The sequence below is a fragment of the Arthrobacter sp. S39 genome, assembly GCF_004320525.1.
Lineage (GTDB): Bacteria > Actinomycetota > Actinomycetes > Actinomycetales > Micrococcaceae > Arthrobacter.
Genome location: NZ_SIHX01000007.1, coordinates 23,459 through 44,385, shown reverse-complemented (window position 1 = coordinate 44,385; position 20,927 = coordinate 23,459). Strand labels below are relative to the sequence as shown.

At 65.6% G+C, this 20,927-nt stretch carries 23 protein-coding genes; 7 read left to right on the top strand and 16 right to left on the bottom strand.

Annotated features, from left to right (window positions below; genetic code table 11):
- Nucleotides 1-7: 7 nt before the first annotated feature.
- From EYS21_RS14920 to EYS21_RS14910, 3 genes are all read right to left on the bottom strand, one after another.
- Nucleotides 8-421: a VOC family protein gene (locus EYS21_RS14920; RefSeq protein WP_131134000.1), complete on the bottom strand. Its 414-nt coding sequence runs from the start codon at nucleotides 419-421 to the stop codon at nucleotides 8-10.
- A complete protein-coding gene (locus EYS21_RS14915) occupies nucleotides 418-702 on the bottom strand; it encodes a metalloregulator ArsR/SmtB family transcription factor (protein WP_131133999.1) in 285 nt (94 codons plus the stop codon). The genes EYS21_RS14920 and EYS21_RS14915 overlap by 4 nt, the downstream gene beginning before the upstream one ends.
- 75 nt (nucleotides 703-777) lie before the next feature.
- Complete coding sequence (locus EYS21_RS14910; protein ID WP_131133998.1) at nucleotides 778-1,572, bottom strand: alpha/beta hydrolase; 795 nt, start codon at nucleotides 1,570-1,572, stop codon at nucleotides 778-780.
- Nucleotides 1,573-1,741: 169 nt separating this feature from the next.
- Here EYS21_RS14910 and EYS21_RS14905 point away from each other — a divergent pair, with 169 nt between their 5' ends.
- A complete protein-coding gene (locus tag EYS21_RS14905) occupies nucleotides 1,742-2,875 on the top strand; it encodes an NUDIX domain-containing protein (RefSeq protein WP_165478327.1) in 1,134 nt (377 codons plus the stop codon).
- Here the strand turns inward: EYS21_RS14905 and EYS21_RS14900 are convergent.
- Together EYS21_RS14900 and EYS21_RS14895 are read right to left on the bottom strand one after the other, a co-directional pair.
- Complete coding sequence (locus EYS21_RS14900) at nucleotides 2,872-4,455, bottom strand: serine hydrolase domain-containing protein (protein ID WP_131133996.1); 1,584 nt, start codon at nucleotides 4,453-4,455, stop codon at nucleotides 2,872-2,874. The genes EYS21_RS14905 and EYS21_RS14900 overlap by 4 nt on opposite strands.
- 61 nt (nucleotides 4,456-4,516) lie before the next feature.
- Entirely contained in the window at nucleotides 4,517-5,059 is a 543-nt protein-coding gene (locus EYS21_RS14895; protein WP_278184747.1) for a GNAT family N-acetyltransferase, read from the bottom strand.
- 39 nt (nucleotides 5,060-5,098) lie between these two features.
- Between EYS21_RS14895 and EYS21_RS14890 the strand changes: the two genes are divergently transcribed.
- Both EYS21_RS14890 and EYS21_RS14885 read left to right on the top strand, forming a co-directional pair.
- Nucleotides 5,099-5,626: a hypothetical protein gene (locus EYS21_RS14890; protein ID WP_242633446.1), complete on the top strand. Its 528-nt coding sequence runs from the start codon at nucleotides 5,099-5,101 to the stop codon at nucleotides 5,624-5,626.
- Between the two features lie 80 nt (nucleotides 5,627-5,706).
- Nucleotides 5,707-6,042 carry a cupin domain-containing protein gene (locus EYS21_RS14885; protein ID WP_131133993.1) on the top strand — a complete coding sequence of 112 codons (336 nt, stop codon included), beginning with the start codon at nucleotides 5,707-5,709 and terminating at the stop codon, nucleotides 6,040-6,042.
- Nucleotides 6,043-6,051: 9 nt separating this feature from the next.
- Here EYS21_RS14885 and EYS21_RS14880 read toward each other — a convergent pair whose 3' ends face one another.
- Together EYS21_RS14880 and EYS21_RS23600 are read right to left on the bottom strand one after the other, a co-directional pair.
- Nucleotides 6,052-6,576, bottom strand: a complete 525-nt coding sequence (locus EYS21_RS14880; protein WP_131133992.1) for a DUF2199 domain-containing protein — start codon at nucleotides 6,574-6,576, stop codon at nucleotides 6,052-6,054.
- Nucleotides 6,577-6,754: 178 nt separating this feature from the next.
- Entirely contained in the window at nucleotides 6,755-7,168 is a 414-nt protein-coding gene (locus EYS21_RS23600) for a hypothetical protein (protein ID WP_207307795.1), read from the bottom strand.
- Nucleotides 7,169-7,377: 209 nt separating this feature from the next.
- On the opposite strand from EYS21_RS23600, the gene EYS21_RS23765 reads away from it, so the two are divergent.
- Nucleotides 7,378-7,926, top strand: a complete 549-nt coding sequence (locus EYS21_RS23765) for a PH domain-containing protein (protein ID WP_131133991.1) — start codon at nucleotides 7,378-7,380, stop codon at nucleotides 7,924-7,926.
- A 111-nt stretch (nucleotides 7,927-8,037) separates the two neighbouring features.
- Here the strand turns inward: EYS21_RS23765 and EYS21_RS14865 are convergent, their stop codons facing one another.
- Nucleotides 8,038-9,105, bottom strand: a complete 1,068-nt coding sequence (locus EYS21_RS14865) for a glycerophosphodiester phosphodiesterase family protein (RefSeq protein ID WP_131133990.1) — start codon at nucleotides 9,103-9,105, stop codon at nucleotides 8,038-8,040.
- A gap of 238 nt (nucleotides 9,106-9,343) precedes the next feature.
- Between EYS21_RS14865 and EYS21_RS14860 the strand changes: the two genes are divergently transcribed.
- Nucleotides 9,344-10,369, top strand: a complete 1,026-nt coding sequence (locus EYS21_RS14860; protein WP_131133989.1) for a DUF808 domain-containing protein — start codon at nucleotides 9,344-9,346, stop codon at nucleotides 10,367-10,369.
- A gap of 26 nt (nucleotides 10,370-10,395) precedes the next feature.
- On the opposite strand, the gene EYS21_RS14855 is transcribed toward EYS21_RS14860, so the two are convergent.
- From EYS21_RS14855 to EYS21_RS14845, 3 genes are all read right to left on the bottom strand, one after another.
- Nucleotides 10,396-11,748, bottom strand: coding sequence for a permease prefix domain 1-containing protein (locus EYS21_RS14855; RefSeq protein WP_131133988.1), 1,353 nt, complete (start codon nucleotides 11,746-11,748; stop codon nucleotides 10,396-10,398).
- Nucleotides 11,745-12,107 carry a PadR family transcriptional regulator gene (locus tag EYS21_RS14850; RefSeq protein WP_131133987.1) on the bottom strand — a complete coding sequence of 121 codons (363 nt, stop codon included), beginning with the start codon at nucleotides 12,105-12,107 and terminating at the stop codon, nucleotides 11,745-11,747. The genes EYS21_RS14855 and EYS21_RS14850 overlap by 4 nt, the downstream gene beginning before the upstream one ends.
- Before the next feature lie 71 nt (nucleotides 12,108-12,178).
- Nucleotides 12,179-13,417 carry an MFS transporter gene (locus EYS21_RS14845; RefSeq protein WP_131133986.1) on the bottom strand — a complete coding sequence of 413 codons (1,239 nt, stop codon included), beginning with the start codon at nucleotides 13,415-13,417 and terminating at the stop codon, nucleotides 12,179-12,181.
- 268 nt (nucleotides 13,418-13,685) lie between these two features.
- Between EYS21_RS14845 and EYS21_RS14840 the strand changes: the two genes are divergently transcribed.
- Nucleotides 13,686-14,090, top strand: coding sequence for a type II toxin-antitoxin system HicB family antitoxin (locus tag EYS21_RS14840; RefSeq protein WP_131133985.1), 405 nt, complete (start codon nucleotides 13,686-13,688; stop codon nucleotides 14,088-14,090).
- On the opposite strand, the gene EYS21_RS14835 is transcribed toward EYS21_RS14840, so the two are convergent.
- From EYS21_RS14835 to EYS21_RS14825, 3 genes are all read right to left on the bottom strand, one after another.
- Complete coding sequence (locus EYS21_RS14835; RefSeq protein WP_131133984.1) at nucleotides 14,072-14,455, bottom strand: DUF1304 family protein; 384 nt, start codon at nucleotides 14,453-14,455, stop codon at nucleotides 14,072-14,074. The two genes, EYS21_RS14840 and EYS21_RS14835, sit on opposite strands and share 19 nt — an antisense overlap.
- A 100-nt stretch (nucleotides 14,456-14,555) precedes the next feature.
- Nucleotides 14,556-15,512, bottom strand: coding sequence for a lipid kinase (locus EYS21_RS14830; protein WP_131133983.1), 957 nt, complete (start codon nucleotides 15,510-15,512; stop codon nucleotides 14,556-14,558).
- Nucleotides 15,513-15,648: 136 nt separating this feature from the next.
- The gene (locus tag EYS21_RS14825; RefSeq protein ID WP_131133982.1) at nucleotides 15,649-16,995 is read right to left on the bottom strand and encodes a phosphatase PAP2 family protein; all 1,347 of its coding nucleotides are present in this window, start codon (nucleotides 16,993-16,995) and stop codon (nucleotides 15,649-15,651) included.
- 706 nt (nucleotides 16,996-17,701) lie between these two features.
- Between EYS21_RS14825 and EYS21_RS14820 the strand changes: the two genes are divergently transcribed.
- Nucleotides 17,702-18,022, top strand: coding sequence for a GYD domain-containing protein (locus EYS21_RS14820; protein ID WP_131133981.1), 321 nt, complete (start codon nucleotides 17,702-17,704; stop codon nucleotides 18,020-18,022).
- Nucleotides 18,023-18,126: 104 nt separating this feature from the next.
- On the opposite strand, the gene EYS21_RS14815 is transcribed toward EYS21_RS14820, so the two are convergent.
- Together EYS21_RS14815 and EYS21_RS14810 are read right to left on the bottom strand one after the other, a co-directional pair.
- A complete protein-coding gene (locus EYS21_RS14815) occupies nucleotides 18,127-19,368 on the bottom strand; it encodes an amidohydrolase family protein (RefSeq protein WP_207307786.1) in 1,242 nt (413 codons plus the stop codon).
- A complete protein-coding gene (locus tag EYS21_RS14810) occupies nucleotides 19,365-20,924 on the bottom strand; it encodes an ABC transporter substrate-binding protein (RefSeq protein WP_131133980.1) in 1,560 nt (519 codons plus the stop codon). The genes EYS21_RS14815 and EYS21_RS14810 overlap by 4 nt, the downstream gene beginning before the upstream one ends.
- Between the last annotated feature and the right edge of the window lie 3 nt (nucleotides 20,925-20,927).

Sequence of the window (20,927 nt, the reverse complement as noted above, 5' to 3'; positions counted from 1 at the left end):
TCATCCCTCAGCGGGCGTCGGCGTGGTTCTCGTCCCGCTTCATTTCGATCAGCTGGATGAGGTTGCCGCATGTGTCATCAAAGACGGCCACGACTGCGTTGCCGATGTCAGTCGGCGGCTGCGTGAACACCACGCCCTTGCTGGTCAGCCTGGCGTGCTCGGCCTCGATGTCCTCTACAGCGAATTGAGCGAGCGGGATGCCGTCTTCGGCAAGGGCATCCCGATACGGCTTGACTGCCGGGTGGCCCGACGGTTCCAGCAGCAGCTCAGGACCGTCAGGCGATTCCGGCGATACAACGGTGAGCCAAAAGTCATCGCCGAGGGGGATGTCATGGCGTTTCGTGAATCCGAGCACGTCTGTGTAGAAGGCCAGCGCCGCCCGCTGGTCGTCGACGAACAGGCTCGTCAGGGCAATTTTCATGGTTCGGTCCTCTTTCTGGTGGGCCATCGGTTAGTGATCGCGGCGAGTGGCTCAGGGTTGAAGTAGTGGAACTTGGAACGTCCGCGCCGCTCCGTCTCGACGAGGCCGGCCGACTCAAGCACACCGAGGTGCTGCGAGATCGCCTGGCGTGAATGGCTGAGGCCATGCCGCATCGTGAGCGTTGAACAGATCTCGAACAGGGTCTGGCCGTCGCGCATCGACAGTTCGTCAAGGATGGTGCGCCTGGTCTCATCATCCAGAGCTCGGAACACATCGACCATGGATCCAATATAGGCAAGTGGCGGCTTGCATATCAAGGGCAATTATCCGTTTTCGGATGGCGCGGACAGTCAACCTCAGCCCAAGGAACGGAAGAATGCCGTCGTATCCTCGGCCACGCGCTCCGGGCACTCCCACAGAACCAAGTGCGCCACATCGGGGTAGACCTTCATTACCGAGCCGGCGATCCTGGCGGCCAGGGTTTCCTGGTCGCCGGGCGGCAGCAGGTTATCCTCGGCGCCGCACAGGATCAGCGTGGGCGCCAGGATGGTTCCCGCTTCAGTGGGCGGGGTGGCGTCGCACAGCCCATTCAGGATGGCCTTCCACACGTGTGCTGGCATTCTGAGACCGTCGCGCACGCGGTCCTCGAGGAACCACGGTGGAACATCATGCAGCAGGCGGAACCAGGAGAGGGAATCCCGGACCCAGTCCTCGTTGAGGGGGTCGGTGAGTTGGTCCACCTCATCGGCGAAGGGTGCCCGCCCGTGGAGGCTCACCGGGCAGCCCGCCAGCACCAGCGCCCCAACTTTTTCAGGATGGGCGACGGCGAGTTGCTGGGCAACGTACCCGCCGCTGGAGGAGCCGACGACGGCGGCACGGGACACGTCGAGCGCGTCCAGGATCGCCGCGGCATCCTCAGCCTGTTCCCCCAGCGAGTAGCCGGCCTGCGGTTTGTCTGCCTCGCCCTGGCCACGGAGGTCCGGAGCGTACATCCGAAAGCTGGTCAGCAGGGGGATCAGACGGTCAAAGCTGCGCCGGGATTCGCCCCACGCGTGCAGCAGGAGCACCGGTTCGGCGCCGGCGTCGCCCTCGATCCGGCACGGGACCGTGATGCCGGTGCGGAGCTTGAGATCTCGGACTTCGGAGTCCATAACAGTAGGCTACGCCGCGTGGCCGGGGCTTCGGCAACGGGGGCTTCTGCTGAGCTGACGGATTATCAACAAGGGTGTAACGCACCGGTAACGTGCAAATTCCTAGAGTCTTCCTGAACCAGTAAAAGTCCCTCCACGTTTACGCAGGCGGACACCAATGGGGGACGTCATGAACTTCGACCCGCAGAAATTCTTTATCGGTTTGATGGACTTCTTTTCGATACTGCTGCCGGGTGCGCTCCTCACGTATTTAGTGATTGACGAAGTAGGACTGGTGGTATTGGGTGACCGGTATGACCGGCTCGCCAGCGCCGAGGCATGGGCGGCATTTCTGGTGGCAAGTTATCTCGTGGGCCACCTGGTCTTCCTGCTGGGTTCATGGCTGGACGGGATCTATGACCTGCTTCGCAGCCGGACGCTGAACCGCCAGGTTTCGGATGTTGCCAACAGGGGGCGGTTGCTGGGCTGGCCAGCACGGGTCTGTGTTGCGCTGGTGTTCAAGCGTGAGCGCAACCTGGCAGTGGACCGCGTGGTGAAGATCAAGGAACAGGCACTTGGTGGTCTGCAGGCGAAGGACGCCATCAACTCGTTTCAGTGGTGCAAGGCTTTGCTGAATGTCGAAAGCCGGGAGAGCCTGGCCGTGGTGCAGCGTTTCGAAGCTGATTCGAAATTCTTCCGGTGTTTCACGGTGGTGCTGCTGGTCCTGCTCGCAGCGTGGCCTTTCCACCAGAAATGGACGCCCGCCGGAATCCCTGTTGTCCTTGGCCTACTGCTGCTGGCGTTGTGGCGCTACATGGAGCAACGCTACAAGGCCACCAACCAGGCGTACTGGTCCGTCATCACGCTTGAGGCCCGGAAGGGCAAGATCACCATCGATAAGGCGGTGCCGGCCGCCGGCGCTCCTCTGCTCGCGGGCGGTGTGGTGTCCCGGATGCGGCGCGGCGAGGTTGAGTATCTGCTCGTGGAGGCGACGGGGGATCCATCGCAGTGGGTACTGCCCAAAGGGCACGTCGAGGAGGGCGAGCAGCATCGCGAAACCGCCGTGCGCGAGGTCCTTGAAGAAACCGGCGTGTGGGCGGGCATCGTCGACTTCCTGGACGATGCCGAGTACGTGGTCGATGGATCCGCGGTCACCACGCGCTACTTCCTCATGCGTGCATTGGGGCGCGGGCTGCGCAAGGACAAGGAACGGCGCGCTGAATGGTTGAGCCCGCAGCAGGCAGCAGCCCGGGCGACCTTTCCGGAAACACGCAGGCTGTTGGAAGCCGCGGACCTGCGGCGCGCGGCCAACGACGCCGTTTAAGGTGCGACGGCGTGGGGTGGGGGCCGTCCGTCCCTCACTTTGGCGAGCAGCCAGACCGTCCGCGGAACCGGCCAGAGAATGGCCAACGCGAGGATCGGCACCAGCGAGATGCCGACGTCGGGAAACTGCCGGACGATGACAAAGAGGTGCGTGTCGAACCGGGCCGGGGCGTAGGTGAGGCACAGCCAGAGGGCGAACGCGTCGAGAGCGAGTGCGACGGCGCCCCACGCCAGGGGTGCCCAGCGTCGCCGGGGCGGGGATTGCCTCCGGAGCAGGAACCGGAACGCCAGCCACAGGCTCAGTAGCTCCGCCAGCAGAAGCACAAGGGAGACCGCCCAGCTGTAGCGCTGCAGCCAGTCCTCGAACACAACCGCCGGCACGGGGGAATGCCCGTAAAGGATCCGCAGGATATTGGTGTCGATCGCCTTCAGCCGTGACGGGGCCGCGGTGTCGTTGCCGTTGATGACCAGGGCCACGCCGAGGCCGGACTCCGGAACCATCGCCAGGTAGGTGTGGCTGTTGCCCCATTCCCCCTGATGCTCCACGAGCCGTGGCAACGCGCCATCGGGGACAGGCGGTGCCGCGGGATCGGCGGACTCGAACAGCGGCCGGGTGAACCAGCCCATGGCGTAGCCCTTGGACCCGTCCACCTGCACGCGCGGTTCGAACATCGCCGCCACGCTCTGAGGCCGGAGGATCCGGGCGTCGCCGTACCGTCCGTTGTCCAGCAGCGCGACCAGCTGATGCCCCAGGTCCTCGGCCGAGGCATACAGGGTGGACGACGGCATTCCGGCGGCGGGTGCGGGCACATCGGTCCTGAGCCAGAACGATCCGAACCACCGGGAGTAGCCGGCGGCAGCGTTGTCTGCGCGTGCTGTGGCCCGGGTCGGATGGCTGTGCGCCATGTCCAGTGGCCCGAAGACGTGCTGCTTGAGGTAGTCCCCGAACGGCTGACCGGAGACCGTCTGCACCACGACGCCCAGGATGTTGAAGTTGGCGCTCGCGTAGTGGAAGGCCGCGCCCGGTTCGCCGGCCAGGGGGGAGCCCGACAGGGCCCGGACCGCTTCCTCGAGGGCTTCCGGGCGTTGATCGTCTGAGGCCTCGAAGGCCGTGTCCTTCGAGGACATGCCGCTGGTCTGATGGAGCAGGTGGCGGACCGTGATCGCGGACGAGCGGTCGTCGTCGAGCGTGAACCAGGGCAGGTAGGTCTGCACCGGCGCATCCAGGTCCAGCTTGTCGGCCTCGACCTGCTGCATTACGGCGATGGCTGTCAGCGACTTGCTGGTGGAGGCCAGCAGCACCGGCGTTCGGGCGGTCATCGGCCGCCCGGAGTCATTGGCGTGCCCGAACGCGGCGGAGTGCACCTGGACCCCGTGTTGAACGACGGCGACGGCGGCACCCGGGATCCCGACGGCGTCGAGCTGGTCCTGCAGGTAGGAATCGAGCGTCCTGTAAGCCTGGCCGGGATCCGCGGTTTCCGAAGAGGACGGAGGAGCCGGCGACGGCGCCGCGGCGCCGAGGATCCCCATGGCCAGGAAGCACACAACGAGCCAGCGCGAAGACCCAGAAACAGTTCGCATGCCCACACCCGCGTTCGGCTGACCGTTCCTTCACGGTAGGGCCTGGCCGGGCGGAAAACAATCAGTAGAGAATGCGCTGGTACAGCATATGGTCCTGCCAGGAACCGGCGATCTTCAGGTACCTGGGCGCCAGCCCGATTTCCTCAAACCCGGCACGCTTCAGGACCTTCTGTGAGGCCGCGTTGTGCGTGAGCGTTGCGGCCTGGAGGCGGTGCAGTCCCAGCTCCTGGCGCGAGAACTCAATCGCGGCGGCGATGGCTGCCGAGCCGATTCCCCGGCCGCTGCACTCCTTGTCCACCCAGTATCCGACGTGGGCGCTGAGGAACGGTCCGCGCACAATGCCGGTGAGGGTCAGGGCACCGACAACCCGGTCCCCGTCCAGCAGGACAAAAGGAACTTCGGAGCCCTCGGCGTGCTGGGCCAGTTTGGACTCGATGACCTGGCTTTGCCGCTCGACAGTAAAGAACTCGTCCGCGCGTTCGGGTTCCCAGGGCGCCAGGTGGTCCCGGTTGAGCAGGTAGGCGTCCTTCATCGGCTCAGCGTCGGAGGCGCGCAGGGCCCGCAGGTGAACGCCGCCGGTCAGGGGGTATGTCTTTCCAGTCACCCCGCGACTATAGCGGGCGGCCCCCAGGGCGGCGTCTACGTGGCAAACATCCTCGCCAACGACGTCGCCGTCATCGAAGCGGGCGGCACGGCGGTAGCGCGCCGGATCCCGGTGGGCACGGCACCGCAGGAGGTTCTCGCCGCGCCCGACGGGACGGTGTATGTGACCAACAGCCTGGACGACACGGTTTCCGTCATCCCGGCGGGATCGGCGTCCGTGTCGGCGACGGTTCCCACCGGCGACGACCCCGGCCGGATGGTTGTCCGGGCCGACGGCACGGTGGTGGTGGTGAACAGGGGCGCGAGGTCCCTCACGCTGATTCCCTCAGGGCCGGCGGGACCTGTTTCGCCCGCGCCTGCCGAGGGCTCGTCGGCGGGTGCCGCGGCGGCGCCGCAAGGGGCTGCCGGGGAGTACGACGGCGGCGCGCCGGGTCCGGGACTCCCTGCCGTGGCCGCGGGGACGGCTGCGTTGCTGCTGGCTGGCGCCGCCACGCTCGTTGCCGTGCTGCGCAGGCGGCGCGTGAGGAACTCAGCCGGCAGTCCGGCGTCGGCCTGGACTTTCGAGTAAGACCCTTTCCGGGCAACCGGCGCGGACCGGCGGGACAGTTGGCCCTCGGCAAAACGGGCTACCGCGCGTACGTTTGCCTCATGCAGAAGATATCGATCGATGCCCTGGCCCGCCAGCAGATCACGGCCGCCGTGGCTGCCCCCAGCGGGAGAGCGGCCGACACAGCCTACGGCGGGCACGAGAAGCAACTGCGCCAGACCGTCATGGCCTTCCGGGCGGGCACCCAGCTCAGCGAGCATCAGAATCCCGGCGAGGCCACGGTCTTTGTGCTGAAGGGATCGGTCTGGCTCAAGGCGGGCGGCGAGTCCTGGCAGGGCAAAGCGGGGGACCTCCTGATTGTTCCGGAAGGCCTGCACAGCCTCGAAGCCGAGGAGGATTCGGCGGTGCTGTTCACGGTGGTCAAGACCGGCCGGTAGTGGCGCGGGCTATCCCAGCACCACTTGATTGATTTCCGCGAGCCGGTGAAGCGCGATCCCTGTTCGCTGCTCTTTGACCAACGGGTGGTCCACCGACGGGTCGAGCTGGATGGCCGGAACCAGTCCCGGTTCCCTGTTGTGCACCAGAGCTGGAATCGACATCGTTGACGTCTCGTAGGGCAGCTCGTTGCACAGCCAACCGAACATCGGCGCCAGGAACGCACGGGCCGGATTTTCCCAGTGGTGGGCGATCTGTTGCATGTTGTCCTCGCTCAGTGAGACCCACGCCGACCAGGCAAAGACATCTCCAGGGGCGTCCGTGACAGGGATTTCGATGTGTCCCCTGAGGAAGTAGTGCCATTCGCCTTCGATGTTGAGCACGCACATGTCGGCATTCAGTTCGCCGCCCTCGCGTGCCGCGGGAGGGGCCTGGAGCCAGGGATCCGGAGCCTCAGCGCCGAAGACCGTCGCGAGTCCGTCATGTTCTTGTGCACAGATTCCGCATTTCCACATAGCTCTGCCCTGGCCGTCCATTGGATCCCCCTAGTTCCGTTGTCACGCCTCGCTTCCCGTAGCCTACCTTCGCCCTGCGGCGAGGCTGGTTATGCAGGGCGGGCGAGGCTCAACGTAAAGGAAAGCCCGGCAGCAGCGTGCAACACGCTGTTGCCGGGCCGATCAATGAATCAGAGCCATTCATTTCGCCTGGAATTGATTACTTGGTGACGTGGACAACAACTGCTTTGGAAGTCGCCTGCTCGGCTCCGGCATTATCAACGCCTGTGACAGTCCAGTTGCTGAGCAAAAGAACGGTCTTGCCGGTATCAGAGTTGTAGATAACCTTCTGGAACCCCAGCGCTGACAGGTCGTCATCGAGTGCCTCAGCGTTCATCCCCACAACGTTGACGGGAATGAGCGCGGTCGCAGGAACAGCTGGAGCAGCCGCCGGGGCGACGACGACGGCTGGTGTGGGAGCCGCCGGAACGGTTGCTGTCGCTGTCACGGTCGCCGTAGCCGTCTCCGTGACCACATGGGTCACGGCGGGCGCTGCCTGCGGAGATCCACCGCCGCAGCCGGCCAAGGCCAGGCAGAGAAACGTGCTGGCAGCAAGCGCTGTTATGTTTTTCAAAATATTCTTCCCCCTGAGAACTTAACTATTTGACTAAGTCATTCTTTGCCCTCCAGGAATTCAGTTGGCTTTATTATGCGAATCCTCGGTAAACCTTGCGTCTACCTTGAGCTGGATTGTCGCATTCTGGTATTGACCGAAATTCAGTGATCCAGTTAGCTGGACTCCAGCCCGGGAGATCGCCCGGCGGCAGAAAAAATGGGGGCAACATGGCAGCAGAGCAGCTTCGTGACGACATCCAGCAGGCCAAGAATAAAGCCGGGGTCACATGGGGGAGCAACAGGGAGTTCCGGAAGCTTGAATCCCATCTTTGGGAGGGCGAGAAGGTTGAACAGATATTGACCGGCCAGTACGCGGGAGGTCTCGGTATCCTGGTGCTGTCGGACCGCCGGATGTTCTTCCTCAAAGACGGCGTCCTGAAGCAGGTATCTGAAGATTTTCCCTTCTCCAAGATTTCATCCATACAGTGGAACTCAGGCCTTGCCCTAGGCTCTGTCACCGTATTCGTGTCGGGCAATAAAGCCGAAATCACGAGCGTAGCCAAGCAGCTGGGTAAGGCTTTCGTAGACGCCGCCAGGGACCGTATCGCACCCTCCGCCCTGCGGGCTCCTGAAAGCCAATCTGCAGCAAATTTTGTGGCTCAGGAAGTGGAGGACGTCTACGCAAACCTAGCCAAGATCGGCCAATTACGTGACGCCGGTGTACTTACGCCCGAAGAATTCGAAACGAAAAAAGCAGAGCTTTTGGCCCGCATTTGAAGCCTCCGTCCTGACACTTTGGAATATACAAAAACCGGCTCCCGCACTATAAAAAGCGGGAGCCGGTTTTGCATCAGCCCTGGCGTGAAACGCTGGCCGGTCGTCGGTCTCTTAGCCCTGCACCTCGTACGCCTTCGGCAGCTTCAGCCCGCGGTCCTCCATGAGCGTGCGCAGGCGGGTGGGGTAGTCGGTGATGATGCCGTCCACGCCCAGGTCCATCAGGCGCTCCATGTCCGCGGTGGTGTTCACGGTCCACGGGATGACGGGCAGGCCCAGGCCGTGGGCTTCGGCGATCATCGCGGGGGTGATGGAGCGGAACGTGGGGGAGACGACGTCGTACCCCTGCGCGGCTGCCGCCTTGGGGAGGGAACCCTCATAGTCATCGATGTCGATGCCGCCCAGGTTGGGGCTGGCGCCGGGCTGGCCCACGCCCATCCAGGCGTCGCCGCTGGAGAGCGCCACCAGCGGGAGTTCGGGCGCGATCTCCTTGGTGAGGTTCAGCGAAGACCAGTCGAAGGACTGCAGGGTGGTCCGGTCCGCCATGCCGGAGGCCTGGATCTCGGCCACCACGGCGCGGGTGAGGGACTCCATGCCGGCGCCGCCGATCTCACTGCTTTCCACCTTGGTCTCCACGTTGAAGCGGACCTTGGCGGCGCCTGTGTCGCGGACCAGCTGGTGGACGTCCTTGAGCTCGGCGATCCGGTTGCCCTCGACGACGTCCTGCTCCGGGTATCCGGGCAGCTGCACGACGCCGCAGTCGAGCGTTTTGATCTGCGCGAGGGACAGCTCGGCCACCCGGTTGCCGACGTACGGGAACTCGGGGTCTCCGGCGGTGGCGGGTGCGGTGTCCGCGCACTTGGTGGCCTGGATGGTGTCGTCGTGCCAGACGATGACCTTGCCGTCCTCGGTCAGGTGGGTGTCCAGCTCCAGCGTGCTCACGCCCAGCGCCAGCGAGTTCGCGAACGCGGCAAGGGACTCCTCGGTCCATTCACCGCGGCCGCCGCGGTGGCTCTGCAGGTCGAAAGAGCCGTTGCGCTCGTTCACCTTGATCGCGGACGTTGCGGTTCCGGCAGCGTTCGACGGCGGCGTGCCGGCTTCGTTCTCCGGGGCGGCGACGGCGGGGCTCGCCAGGGCGGCGATCAGGGCGGCGGCTGCCGCTGCAGTCAGGACTGGGCGCATGGGTGGTTTCCTCCTGGGGTGACGGGGACCGGCTGATGGCCGGTGACCCGTCCACGCTAGGGAGGGCAGGTTGCGCGCTCGGGGCCTTGAGTTGGAGGGGAGGTTAACGCAGGGCGGAGGTGACACGGGGTTGTTCGGCCGGCTGTCCGCCGCAATAGACTCGGAGCATGCCAATCTCGCGCCTTGACCAAGGTATCCACACTCAGCCGTCCGCCCTCGAGCAGTACGGGGCCGATCTGTGAGCGGCGGTCTCGTCGCCCTGCTCGACGACATCGCAGCCCTGGCCCGCATAGCGGCCGCCTCGGTGGACGACGTCGCGGCCGGAGCCGCCAAAGCGGGGGTCAAGGCCGCCGGCGTGGTCATCGACGACGCCGCCGTCACCCCGCAGTATGTGTCCGGCGCGGACCCGTCCCGCGAACTGCCGATGATCAAGAAGATCTTCTGGGGCTCTCTCCGGAACAAGCTGCTGATCATCCTGCCGGCCCTGCTGCTCATCAGCGCCTTCGTCCCATGGGCCATCCCGTTCATCCTCATGGCGGGCGGCACGTACCTCTGCTACGAGGGCGCCGAGAAGGTCTGGCACAAGCTCCGCGGCCATCACGCCGCGGACGAAGATTCGCCCGCGGTTGAACGCGGCCCGGAGGCCGAGGCCAAGGTTGTCAAAGGCGCCATCACCACCGACTTCATCCTCTCCTGCGAGATCATGGTCATCTCCATGAACGAGGTGGCCCAGGATTCCTTGGTGTCCCGGGCGATCATCCTGGTGGTCGTGGCCCTGGTGATCACGGTGGCCGTCTACGGTGCCGTCGCACTTATCGTCAAGATGGACGACATCGGGATGCACTTGGCGGCAAAAGATTCCGCCAGCTCCCAGCGCACTGGCGAGCTGCTCGTCAAGGGGATGCCCGCCGTGCTGGCCGCGATCACCTTTATCGGGACAATCGCCATGCTTTGGGTGGGTGGCCACATCATGCTGCAGGGTGCACACGACCTCGGCTGGCACGCACCCTATGACCTGGTCCATGTCCTCGAGCACCCCTTCGCCGGGATCGCAGTGGTGGGCGGCTTCCTGGCCTGGCTCGTCAACACCCTGTGCTCGGCTGTCGTCGGACTCGCCTGGGGCCTCGTCGTCATGGCGATCGTGCATCCGCTGCTCCACGCGCTGCCGTTCGGCAAAAAGAAGGGCGGGCACGAGGAAGGCGACATCCGCGCCGAACTTGCCGGCTACCGGCCGACGAAGCGCGACGAGGGCCCGGCCTCCTAGCCAACAGGTAGCCCTCGGGCTGTGAATCAGGCGAAGCCGAAGACCGGCGGGAAGACCACCACCACGATCGCGGCCCAGGCCCCGTAGACCGGCAGGTACCGCGTCTGCCAGCGCTCGAGCTGTGCGAAGGCGCGCCGACCGCGCAGGAATCCCACGGCGAGCCAGGCCGCCCGGGCCAGGTGCACCAGCAGCAGGAGGTTCAGGCCGAGGGCGGCGATCTTGTTGGGGCTGAAACCGAATTCGGCGATGCGGGTCAGCATCGCGGTCAGCATCACGGCGTCCACGGCGAGGGCCGCGCCGACAAGCACCAGCTGCAGGGCATCCGCGAGCCTGGGCGGTGCGAGCGGATCGCGGGCTGAAATCGAGTAGAGCAGCAGGCACAGGACCAGCACCAGGATCGCGTCCATGAGGATCAGCAGGTCCCGGTGGACATCGGCGAGCCCGCCGGCAGCCGCGAAGACGCCCAGGAGGGTGAGCAGCATAACGACCGTCAGGGGCGTGAACACCCGGGTCAGGACGGGGGCGATGTTCTCGACGACGTTCTGCTTGGCCTCGACGAGCCACGCGGCGACGATGAGCGCCCCAGGCATCGCGAACGGCAGGATCCAGTCCTGCACGATGGGCTCCAGGTCGACGCCTGCAACCTGCAGCGCCATGAACGTGAGCACCACCAGGACGGCACCGCCCAGCGCCAGGAGTATGTAGTAGATCGCGAGTTCACCCGTGAACCTAGCGAAGTCCATGCGCCGGCGGTCCGAACGCCACCTCCCGCCGGCATATGCCACCCCGGCCAGCAGCCACAGGACCATGGGGGCGTGCAGGATGGCGAGAAGCTCGGTGGAACCGCCGGACGCGAAGGGATAGACGTTGACAACAACCGCCAGCGCGGCGAAGGGGACCAGCAGCATCGCCGCCACCCGCGGCGTGAGCCGGCGGGTCCACACGAAGTAGCCGGCGAGGAACGGGAAGACCAGCAGGCCGAGGTTGCGCGCCAGGGCTGCGCCGCCGTCGAGCCAGACCAGCCCGGCTTTGACCGCAATGCCGGCCCCGACGGCGAACGCGAGCACCACCGCCAGCTCGCGCCACGGCGGCGCCCCGCCGTCGTCGGACCCCTCCGGGACGAGCACGAGCTGCTTCCAGAGCCGGTCAGAGTGCTCGCGGGCAAATTCGCGCGAGACGGCGTCCAGGTTGCCCAGGCGTTTGATCGCGACAAGGAACGCTTCCTCGTCATCGAGCCCGGTGGCCTGGCGGTCGGCGATCTGCCCGCGCAGGTGGTCCTCGAGTTCGTCGATGTCGGCGGCGGAGATCGCCTGGCGGCGCTGGACATATCCGCGCCACTGTTCGATCTGGGCCTCCAGATCCGCGTGCTGCTCCATCATGCCCATCCCGCGGCCGGGGCGGGCGGCTGCTGGGCCGTCTGCCACACCTGGCGCAGTGCCGAGGCGACGATGGACCACTGCTCCTGCCGGTCGGCCAGTGCATCCCGTCCGGCCGGCGTGATCGCGTAGTGCTTGCGCCGGCGCCCCGCCTCGGAGGTGCCCCACAACGACGACACGTAGCCGAGCCGTTCCAGCCGGTGAAGCAGCGGATAGAGCATGCCGTCGGTCCACTGCATGCCCCCGCCCGAGAGCTCACTCACGCGTTTGAGGATTGCGTAGCCGTACAGGTCGCCCTCCGTCAGGATCCCCAGCACGAGCGGGGTTGCCGACGCGGCGACCAGGTCCTTATCGATGCGCATGGCACCTCCTATACCTAGAACTGTAAGGCATTGGAGCATAGCAGTTCTAGGTATGCCAGGCGGTGGTCCAGTTAGTGCGTTTCTGTCCGCTCCTCGATGGGCCGCGGGCTCTTCCACACCGACTCGCGCGGGCCCGGCGGGTAGGCGGCCGTCTTTCCGGCCCAGGCAATGACCAGTGCTGCGATGACAGGGAGGGCCGCCGCGGCCGGGACCAGCAGCGGGCCGGCCACCACCAGGGCGGCGGAGCCGTAGAGGGCGCCGATGGTGATGCCCATCTGGATGGTGAGGACCGTGAGGCCGTTCGCGGCGTCCTTGTTCTCGCGGCCGGCGCGGAGGATGGCCGACTGGTTGTAGATGCCGATCGCGCCCAGGCCGGCACCCCACACGCTCATCAGCACCAGCGCGAAGGCAAGGCTGCCGCCCACGAACGGCAACAGCAGCATCGAGATGGCGATTGCCGCCGTCGTCATCAGGAGCGAACGGCGCGGGTGCGAATCGACGGTGAGCCCGGCGATCCAGATGCCGAGCAGGCCGGAGACGCCGAGCACGGTGAGGGAGAGGGTGATGGCGAAGTCGGGCAGGCCGGCGTCGCGGATGTACGGGGCGATGTAGGTGAAGAGCGCGAAGTGGGCCAGGACCAGCAGCGGCCAGGCGATGGCCACGGACCTCACCCCGGGCTGGGCGATGGCCGCGCGCAGGGAGGGCCGGGCTTCGCCGGCGGCATGCCGGACGGACGGGAGCAGGAAGAATCCGAGGACGGCGAGGACCAGGCTGAAGCCGGCCAGGGCCAGGAACGACGCGCGCCAGCCGAGGAAGCCGCCCAGGGCGGTGCCGAGCGGCGCGCCGATGGCCAGGCCCAGGCTGTTGCCGCTGAAGACGATGGCCAGGGCCTTGCCCACCTTCGCGGCCGGGACCACGCGGGCGACGTACGGGGCCATGGTGGTCCAGAGCAGTCCGTGGGCAAGGCCGCCCACCAGCCGCGCGATCATGGCGGCGGTGAAGTCGGGCGCGAGGCCCACCAGGGCATTGCTGAGCGCGAACGTCAGCACGAGCGCCACGAGCAGGGGGCGTTTTGGGACTTTGCCGAGCAGCCGTGCGGCGGGCACCACGGTGACCACGATGACGGCGGCGTAAGCGGCGGCGAGGTAGCCGGCCACCGGTTCGGAGACGGTCAGGCCGGTGCTGATCTGCGGGAGCAGGCCGGATGGGAGCAGTTCGGTGGTGATGGCGGTGAAGGCGATGGTGGCCAGGACCATCATGGCGGCCAGCGGGAAACGCTGGGACGCCGGCGCGGAAGTCGCGGAGGACATGGGGAAGTTGTTCCATTCAAGGAGGAGGGGGCTGGAACCGGGCTCTGCGGGCCGAACAATTCCTCCATAAGTTTACCGGGTGAACGGGGTTGTTACGTGCGTGTCAGATGGTTCGAAAGCGACTAGTTGAAAGTAAGGCTGAGGCTTGAGCGATGGTGCCAAAAGTGGCACCATAATTGCTCAGGCGAGTATGAGATTGAAGCAGACAAACGCTCGACATTCCGGGCACGGCAAGCCATAGCCGCCATATCGGAGCAAGGAGAAGTAATTGTCCACTCGAAAAGCAGCCGTACCGACGCCGGTGGCGCAGTACCGATACTCCGTGCAGTGGTCGCCGGAGGATCAGGAGTTCGCGGCCACTGTTCTTGAATTCCCTTCGCTGTCGTGGCTGGACGAGGATCAATTCGAGGCGCTTCGCGGTGTTGAACGATTGGTGGCCGATGTCATCGATGAACTTACCCAGTCCGGCGAGCCTGTACCTCAACCAATTTCGACACAAACGTTCAGTGGCAGGCTCAATCTCCGGGTACCCCCTGAGCTTCATCGGAAGCTGGCAATTGAGGCCGCTAATCACGGAGTGCCCCTGAATAAGTACGCCACCGAGCTGTTGACCGCGTCGGGAAGTTCGCCGGTTACTCAGGAAGCTTGGTTAGATCATCGGAAGAACAGGTAGAAGACCACTGCCAGGCCGGGAACGAGCGCCTGTCCGACAGCACTGGTGAGCAGCCGCTTCTCCGTAATCCACAACCAGATGCCGAGGAGGACATGGGCCGTGCAGCAGAAGATCACGATTGCAGACCCGCTGGCAGCATCGCCGGAGAAGTTCAGCATCCACAGTCCTGCGACGATGCCCAGCGCAAACGCGATGTTGTAGGCGCCAATGTTCATCGCCCACATGCGGACGGCCGGAACATCTTCAGGTTTGATCAGAAAGATCCGGTAAAAGCGGCGGTCGCCGTGAGAGGCAATCTCCAGAAGGCCGACGGCGATCAGGGCCAGGGCGGTCGCCCCGGCAAAGATCTGACTCAGTAGGTTCATCCGCACACTCCCAAGCGAAGACCGGCATATCACGCTGCCTTTCCGTGCAGGATAGGCCGTTGACGCAAGGGCCTTCAAGTGCCGGTGGGCTAACAGGCTTTCAGAGGGGCGGCCAGTCCGCGGCGCCCGGTCCGTCGAACGCTGCGCTGGTGCTGCCCTGGGGTACCACCACGTGGACGGCGTTGCGCTGGACGGTGAAGTCGGTGGGCGTGGTGGTCGCGATCTCGCCGTCGAGGTTCACCGGCAGCGGCTGCCCGGTGACCAGACGGACGGCTCTGGTGGTCAGGTGGACCACGCGGTCGTGTTCGATGAAGCTTCCGTCCTTGAGCAATCGTGCGATGTTCACGTGCTCGCGGAGCGGGCCTGCCAGGATCGCGTAGATATCCAGAGTGTGGTCGTCGATCCCAGCCGTGGGGGAGACCGTGTTGCCGCCGCCGTAATGCCGGCCGTTGCCGACGGCCACCTGCAGCAGGCTGTCAAACTCCATCGGCTCGTGGTCCCCCTCGGGAAACTCAAGACGGGCCCCGAACGCCTTGTGCCGGGCATAAGCCGTTAGGGTGGCGAAGCTGTACGCCAGTGGCCCGATGTACCGCTTCAGGCGGGGGCTGAGGGCTTCGGTAACAGCCACCGAGAGGCCCACGGATGCGACGTTGAGGAAGGGCTCACCGTTGGCCCGGCCAAGGTCGATGTCCACCACCTTGCCCTCTGCAATGGTGGCGCAGGCCTCGGCAAGATTGCTCGGTATCTCCAGCGTGCGGGCGAAGTCGTTGGCGGTGCCCAGTGGAAGAACGCCGAGCGCAACGTTGGTGCCGGCGACCCGGCCGGCGGCGTAGGACACGGTCCCGTCGCCGCCGCCCACAACGATCAGGTCGTGTCCGTCCGCAAGCACCCGGTCAAGGGTCCCGGCGAGGTCTTCCCCCGAGTGCACATGATGCACGGAGGAGATGGGCACGCCTGCCTTGCGCATCGTGTCCACCGCAAGTTCGTGTGCCGCGCCTCGGCGTGATCCGGCGTTGATCACCACGGCGGCAGAGCGGGCGTCCCGGGCAGCTGTCATGTGGGACATGCTAGGCCGCTGACCTGTGAATTCCCGCAGGGGGACCGGGCGGACGTCCCGGAAGCACGACGGCGGCGGGCATCGTTGAGCGTGTGTGGCGGCGGTCCGGGGGGACTGAGTGCCAGTGGCTCCGGCCCTAAGCTGGCCGTGATTTGAGGCGGTCGTCGTTGGCATACTTTGGGGATCCGCGGGCGGGTTTGAAGTACCGCCAACAGACGGAGACCCAGACAGCGGCGAATATCAAGCCGACTGCTGTGTCGGTTGGATAATGAACCCCCCAGTACAGTCGGGAAAGGGCGATGCCCAGCACGATGAGCGGCGCGAGGATGAAGCCGAGGTGGCGGAGGCGGGAATGTGCCCAGGCCCGGAGCAGCAGGGCTAGCCCCCCGTATGTGACGACGGCGGCCGCTACATGCCCTGATGGGAAGGAAGAGGTGGGTGGAAGTCCTTCGGACAGGTGGTCGACATCCGGTCTGGGCCGGCGGACGATCATTCCTGAGATCAGATACATGGCGGTCTCACCGACTGCCGCCACGAGCAGGAACACTGCCGGAGCAGTTCGCCTCGTGATCGCAACGGCAAGAGGTGCGGCAACAAGCAGAATTCCCACAATTCCGGGCGTATTGCCAAGGGATCCAGCCACAGCCGCTAGGGCGCTCCACGTCTCATCGCGGTGTTCGGCCAGCCATTGAACCGCTGCCTGGTCCAAGTGCCGAACAGAGTCGATCCCGGTGACAAGGAAGCCCACGCCGGTCACCCCACTTGCAATGAGCACCCAGATGCCGGCGAGTTTAAGAGCGCTGCTTCTCCCGCCCGGTAGTGGCGGTTCCCCTACGGATGCCGGGGCCAGCGTGGTCCGATCCTGTACAGGCAGTCCATGCCACCAGGGTGTCCGTGGGCGGGCGTGCTGCTGCCACCGACGAAAGGCCCACAAGGTAGCGCCAAGCCAGGCGATACCGATCAACCAGCCACCGAGTTGCGGCCCGAGTGCGACGGCTCCGGCGAGCATCCGCAAGATTTCGAACGCGATCACTGGCGGCATTGTTCCGACAACCGCCCACGTCCTGCCTCTCGCCGGGAGGGCAGGAAGGAAGACCAGGAGCAGCACTCCCAACGAAACAGCGAGTTGTATCGATCCGCTGGAGAACACGCTCCCGCCCAGGGAGTTCGCACTGGTCAAGAAGGACGCTAGAACGGTCCCGCCGCCGGCGAGAATAAATATCCCTACCGCAACGGCGGCCACATATATCGCAGATGCAGAGAGTCCGCGTATCTTCAGCCACAGCACCACCACCGGCAGGATCAGCCACCCAACCTGCGCAGCGATCTCGGCGACGAAATCGGCGGTATCCCACAGTACTTCTACGAGCCCGCTACCAGAGGAGACGGCAGTTGAGGGCAACGGCGTTACTAACTCGAACACAAGGCCCAGAACAGTCAGCGTGAGAAGAATCCAGGCACAACGTACGATGAATCCGCTCATTCCCTAGCATCCTCTCAAGACCGCTGCCGGAACGAGCCCGTTATCCTGCTCACCCACACGGACAAGAAATTTGTGGTGCATCCTAGGCGTGAACGGGTAAGGGAACCGGTAACGGGCGAAACCATTGATGATTGCACCGTAGCTTTTCCGGAGCGTTTGTCGCCAAGAGTCTGTCTGCCCTCGGTCCGGGCGAAGAAAGTATTCCTTCCGGACGACGACCGCTGTGTAGGCCACATGCAGATCCTTATCTGCGCCGTGAGGCGAGAATCCCAGGTCCGGCAACCAATGATCCATGTCGCGGTCTCTTCGTTCAAGCCAGCCTTCAGCCATGGCATCTCACAAGTAAGTATCTGCTCAAGAGGAAGTTTTGTCACACACCGGGAGTGGCAAGGGCGCCAGGGTGAACGAACCTCCCCTTTGGCGGCTCGGGGCCTGTCTGGTACACCTCGCGGCCATCGGGACCGAAGCTACTTGTAGGGCTGGATCGGTGTGTCCCGACTCTGCGTATTGACTGCCCGTAGCCCGAGGAATAGCGTCTGCTTTAGCGGGGTCATCCACCCCGTTTCCACGGGACATGGGGCCGGATCTGGGCCGCTCCTGCACGGCGATGGAGCCAGGTGAGGAGGATCTGTGTGGACGTCATCCTGCACCACAGTTTCATGGCGATGAACAGCCGATGGGATAGGAATCCAGGAAAGGAATGACCATGCCGAAATACATGTTTGAAGGAACCTATGTGGGTGACGGAGTCAAGGGGCTCATGCAGGAAGGCGGCACCAAGCGGCGTGATGCGCTGGCGGAGGCCCTCAAGTCTGTCGGCGGGTCGCTGGAGAGTTTCTACTACGCGTTTGGTTACTACGACGTCCTTGGCGTTTTTGAGGCGCCGGACGATGCAAGCGCCGCAGCACTGTCGCTGCTGATCAATTCGACGGGGAACGTCAACGTCCGCCTGAAGCCGCTCATGACCGTGGAGGACATCGACGAGGCCGCCAAGAAGACACCGTCCTACCGGGCCCCGGGACAGTAGGGGATCCTGGCACCATGGCAAGCGGGCCGGCGTCGTGAAGTACGACGGCGGCCCGCCGGCCGTGCGCTGCGGTCACCTTCGGGTACTCCCGGCAGGGGTCCGGCTCAGACCAGCTGAAGCCCGTCCGCCACCACACGGCCGCGGTGGATCACGGTGCGGCCCGGCAGCCGGTCCATCACGGCGGCCGTCACAGTGTCTCCCTCCACCAGCACCAGCTCCGCAGGGTCTCCCACTGACAGCCCGGGCCGGTCCGCCACCGAGGTGAGCCGCTTCGCCGCCGGGTCGATGACGCTGGAACCGCCGACTGTGGCCACAGCCACGCAATGCTCAATCAGCTCGTCGGCCCGGAACTTGCTGGTGAACGCCAGCTGCCACGTCCGGTCCAGCATGTCCGCGTTCCCGTACGGGGACCAGTAGTCACGCTGGCCGTCCTGGCCCAGGCCCACCCGGATCCCGGCGGCAGCCAGCTGCTGCAGCGGAAGCGGGGCGCCGGCCGGGGCGATCGTGGCCATGGACACGTCCAGGGAGCCCATCTCCTCGATCAGCTCCTGGAGCTGGCCGGCCGGCAGGTCGGCGAGCCCGTAGCCGTGCGAGATGGTCACCAGCCCCTGCATGCCCAGAGCCTTGGTCCGTTCCAGGATGAGCTGGGCGCTGAACAGCCCCAGCTGGCCGGGTTCGTGCAGGTGGATGTCCACCGGGACGCTGTACTTTTCGGCGAGGCCAAACACGATGTCCAGGTGCCGGACGGGGTCCCGGTCCAGGGCGCACGGGTCGATGCCGCCCACCACGTCGGCCCCCAGCTTGAGCGCTTCCTCCAGCACATCGGCGCTGCCCGCCTCACGCAGCAGCCCGGCCTGCGGAAACGCGATCACGGCGACGTCCGCCCGGTCCCGGTGCGCTTCGCGGGCAGCAAGGACCCCCTCGAACCGCTCCAGCCCGGCGTCCACATCCACCTGCGCGTAACTGCGCACCCGGGTGGTGCCGCGCTCGATCATGGCCCCCAGCGTGAGGGTGGCCCGCTCGGCCACGGTGGCTTCCGCGCCGCGCCAGTTGTGCCGGTCGTTGAGCATCATGTTCCACACTCCCGGCGCTCCGGTGTGCGGGCGGAACGGCAGCCCCAGCAGGGTGGAGTCGAGGTGGACGTGGACGTCGGAGAATGACGGCAGCAGGATCCGGCCGCGGCCCTCCACCACTTCGGCGCCGGCAGCGGAGCCGGCAACGGCGCCGCCTGCCGGAGCAGCCCCCTCCGGGGTGACGGGCCCGACGGCGGCGACCACCCCGCCGTCGAGCGTTACGTCAGCGGGGTCCCCGCCCCAGGGACGGACGTTGCGGAGAACCAGGGTCATTTCTTCAGTCCTGTCGTGGAGAAGTCGTAGAGGCCGTCGGCGCGCTGGGTCCAGTCCAGTTTGGTGTCCACGGCGAAGTTGTTGGCGGGCACGTACAGCGGGATGTAGTAGCCCTGGTCGTTGCTGAGGCCCAGGAGCTCCTCAAACACGGAAAGCCGGTCCTGGCCCTCGACGCCGCGCTGTTTGACGGCAAGTTCGGCGGTCTTCGGGTCCTGGGCGTAGTTGTTGTTCCCGGCCTTCTCGTAGAAGTCGGTCAGCGGCAGATCGCCGTCCACGGTGGACGGTGCCCAGGTGTTCAAGTAGATGCCTTTCATCTGCCGGTTGCGGACTTTCAGTGTATGGCTGGCCTGGTCAGCGCCCACCAGGTTGACCTTGATCCCGGCGGTGGTGAGGTAGCCCTGGATGGCCTGGGCCACCTCGCCGCTCAGCGGGATCCGGCCGTCGAGGGCGTACTCAAGGTCGATGCTTTCGCCGCTGTATCCGGCCTCGGCCAGCAGCTTCTTCGCCCCGTCCGGGTTGTAGCCGCCGTCGGAAAGCCCGCTGACGAAGCCCTCCACAGCAGGGGCCAGCATCTGCGTGGCCGGTTCGCCGAGGCCTGAGAGCACGGTGTCCACGATGGCCTTCTTGTCGATGGCCATGCCAATGGCCTGGCGGATTTTCGCATCGGCCAGGACGCCGGCCGTGGAGTTGACGCCGAGGAACACCACGCCGTTGGACAGTTCGGACTGGACGGTCGCCGCGCCGGACCCCTTGACCGGCGCCACCTGGGCGGGGCTGATCTGGGCCACGTCCAGGGAGCCGGAGAGGACACCGTTGACCCGGGACTCGTCCGAGGCCACCGGCACCAGGCTGAGCGCGTCCAGCTTGGCGGCCTCGCCCCAGTACGAGTCGTTGCGCACCAGGTCGTAGGCCACGCCGCGCTGGATCTTCTCGAACTTGAACGGGCCGGACCCCACGGGCGCTGCCGCGAAGGCCTCCGGACCCATCGCGGCGTAGGCCTCGTCCGGGACGATCGAGATCAGTGACGTGTTGCGGGGGAAAGCGGAGAACGGGGCTTTCATGGTGAAGCGGACGGTGAGCTCGTCCACCTTTTCCACCGAGGCCAGTGAACTGAGGTAGCCGAAGTTTTCCGAGGTGGGGTCCTGGAGGATGCGGGTGAAGGAGAACACCACGTCATCGGCGGTGAGCGGTTCGGCGTTGGTGAAGGTGACGCCGTCGCGGAGCGTGAAGTCCCAGGTGGTCAGGTCCGCGTTGGGCGTCCACTTGGTGGCGAGCTTGGGTTCCAGCGAGCCGTCCGCGGTGATTTTGGTGAGCTGGTCGAAGGTGTTGAAGAAGACGGAGAGGACCACCAGGCTGCCGGTTTTGACCGGGTCCATGGAGGTGGGGTCCGTGGGCAGGGCAGCAACGATCCTGCCACCCGTGCCGGCCTCGCCGGTGGAGTTCGAACTGGATTCGAAGCCGCCGGCGCAGCCGGTGAGCATCAGCGCGGAGGCGAGGCCCACGGAGAGGGCAGGCAGGGCGCGGCGGAACGGGGAGCGGGCAGGGGACATCGGCATGGG

Excerpts from the sequence above, each read along its gene's own strand:
- EYS21_RS14920 (WP_131134000.1), bottom strand. The coding sequence starts at position 421 with ATGAAAATTGCCCTGACGAGCCTGTTCGTCGACGACCAGCGGGCGGCG.
- EYS21_RS14915 (WP_131133999.1), bottom strand. The coding sequence starts at position 702 with ATGGTCGATGTGTTCCGAGCTCTGGATGATGAGACCAGGCGCACCATC.
- EYS21_RS14910 (WP_131133998.1), bottom strand. The coding sequence starts at position 1,572 with ATGGACTCCGAAGTCCGAGATCTCAAGCTCCGCACCGGCATCACGGTC.
- EYS21_RS14905 (WP_165478327.1), top strand. The coding sequence starts at position 1,742 with ATGAACTTCGACCCGCAGAAATTCTTTATCGGTTTGATGGACTTCTTT.
- EYS21_RS14900 (WP_131133996.1), bottom strand. The coding sequence starts at position 4,455 with ATGCGAACTGTTTCTGGGTCTTCGCGCTGGCTCGTTGTGTGCTTCCTG.
- EYS21_RS14885 (WP_131133993.1), top strand. The coding sequence starts at position 5,707 with ATGCAGAAGATATCGATCGATGCCCTGGCCCGCCAGCAGATCACGGCC.
- EYS21_RS14880 (WP_131133992.1), bottom strand. The coding sequence starts at position 6,576 with ATGGACGGCCAGGGCAGAGCTATGTGGAAATGCGGAATCTGTGCACAA.
- EYS21_RS23765 (WP_131133991.1), top strand. The coding sequence starts at position 7,378 with ATGGCAGCAGAGCAGCTTCGTGACGACATCCAGCAGGCCAAGAATAAA.
- EYS21_RS14865 (WP_131133990.1), bottom strand. The coding sequence starts at position 9,105 with ATGCGCCCAGTCCTGACTGCAGCGGCAGCCGCCGCCCTGATCGCCGCC.
- EYS21_RS14855 (WP_131133988.1), bottom strand. The coding sequence starts at position 11,748 with ATGATGGAGCAGCACGCGGATCTGGAGGCCCAGATCGAACAGTGGCGC.
- EYS21_RS14850 (WP_131133987.1), bottom strand. The coding sequence starts at position 12,107 with ATGCGCATCGATAAGGACCTGGTCGCCGCGTCGGCAACCCCGCTCGTG.
- EYS21_RS14845 (WP_131133986.1), bottom strand. The coding sequence starts at position 13,417 with ATGTCCTCCGCGACTTCCGCGCCGGCGTCCCAGCGTTTCCCGCTGGCC.
- EYS21_RS14835 (WP_131133984.1), bottom strand. The coding sequence starts at position 14,455 with ATGAACCTACTGAGTCAGATCTTTGCCGGGGCGACCGCCCTGGCCCTG.
- EYS21_RS14830 (WP_131133983.1), bottom strand. The coding sequence starts at position 15,512 with ATGACAGCTGCCCGGGACGCCCGCTCTGCCGCCGTGGTGATCAACGCC.
- EYS21_RS14825 (WP_131133982.1), bottom strand. The coding sequence starts at position 16,995 with ATGAGCGGATTCATCGTACGTTGTGCCTGGATTCTTCTCACGCTGACT.
- EYS21_RS14820 (WP_131133981.1), top strand. The coding sequence starts at position 17,702 with ATGCCGAAATACATGTTTGAAGGAACCTATGTGGGTGACGGAGTCAAG.
- EYS21_RS14815 (WP_207307786.1), bottom strand. The coding sequence starts at position 19,368 with ATGACCCTGGTTCTCCGCAACGTCCGTCCCTGGGGCGGGGACCCCGCT.
- EYS21_RS14810 (WP_131133980.1), bottom strand. The coding sequence starts at position 20,924 with ATGCCGATGTCCCCTGCCCGCTCCCCGTTCCGCCGCGCCCTGCCTGCC.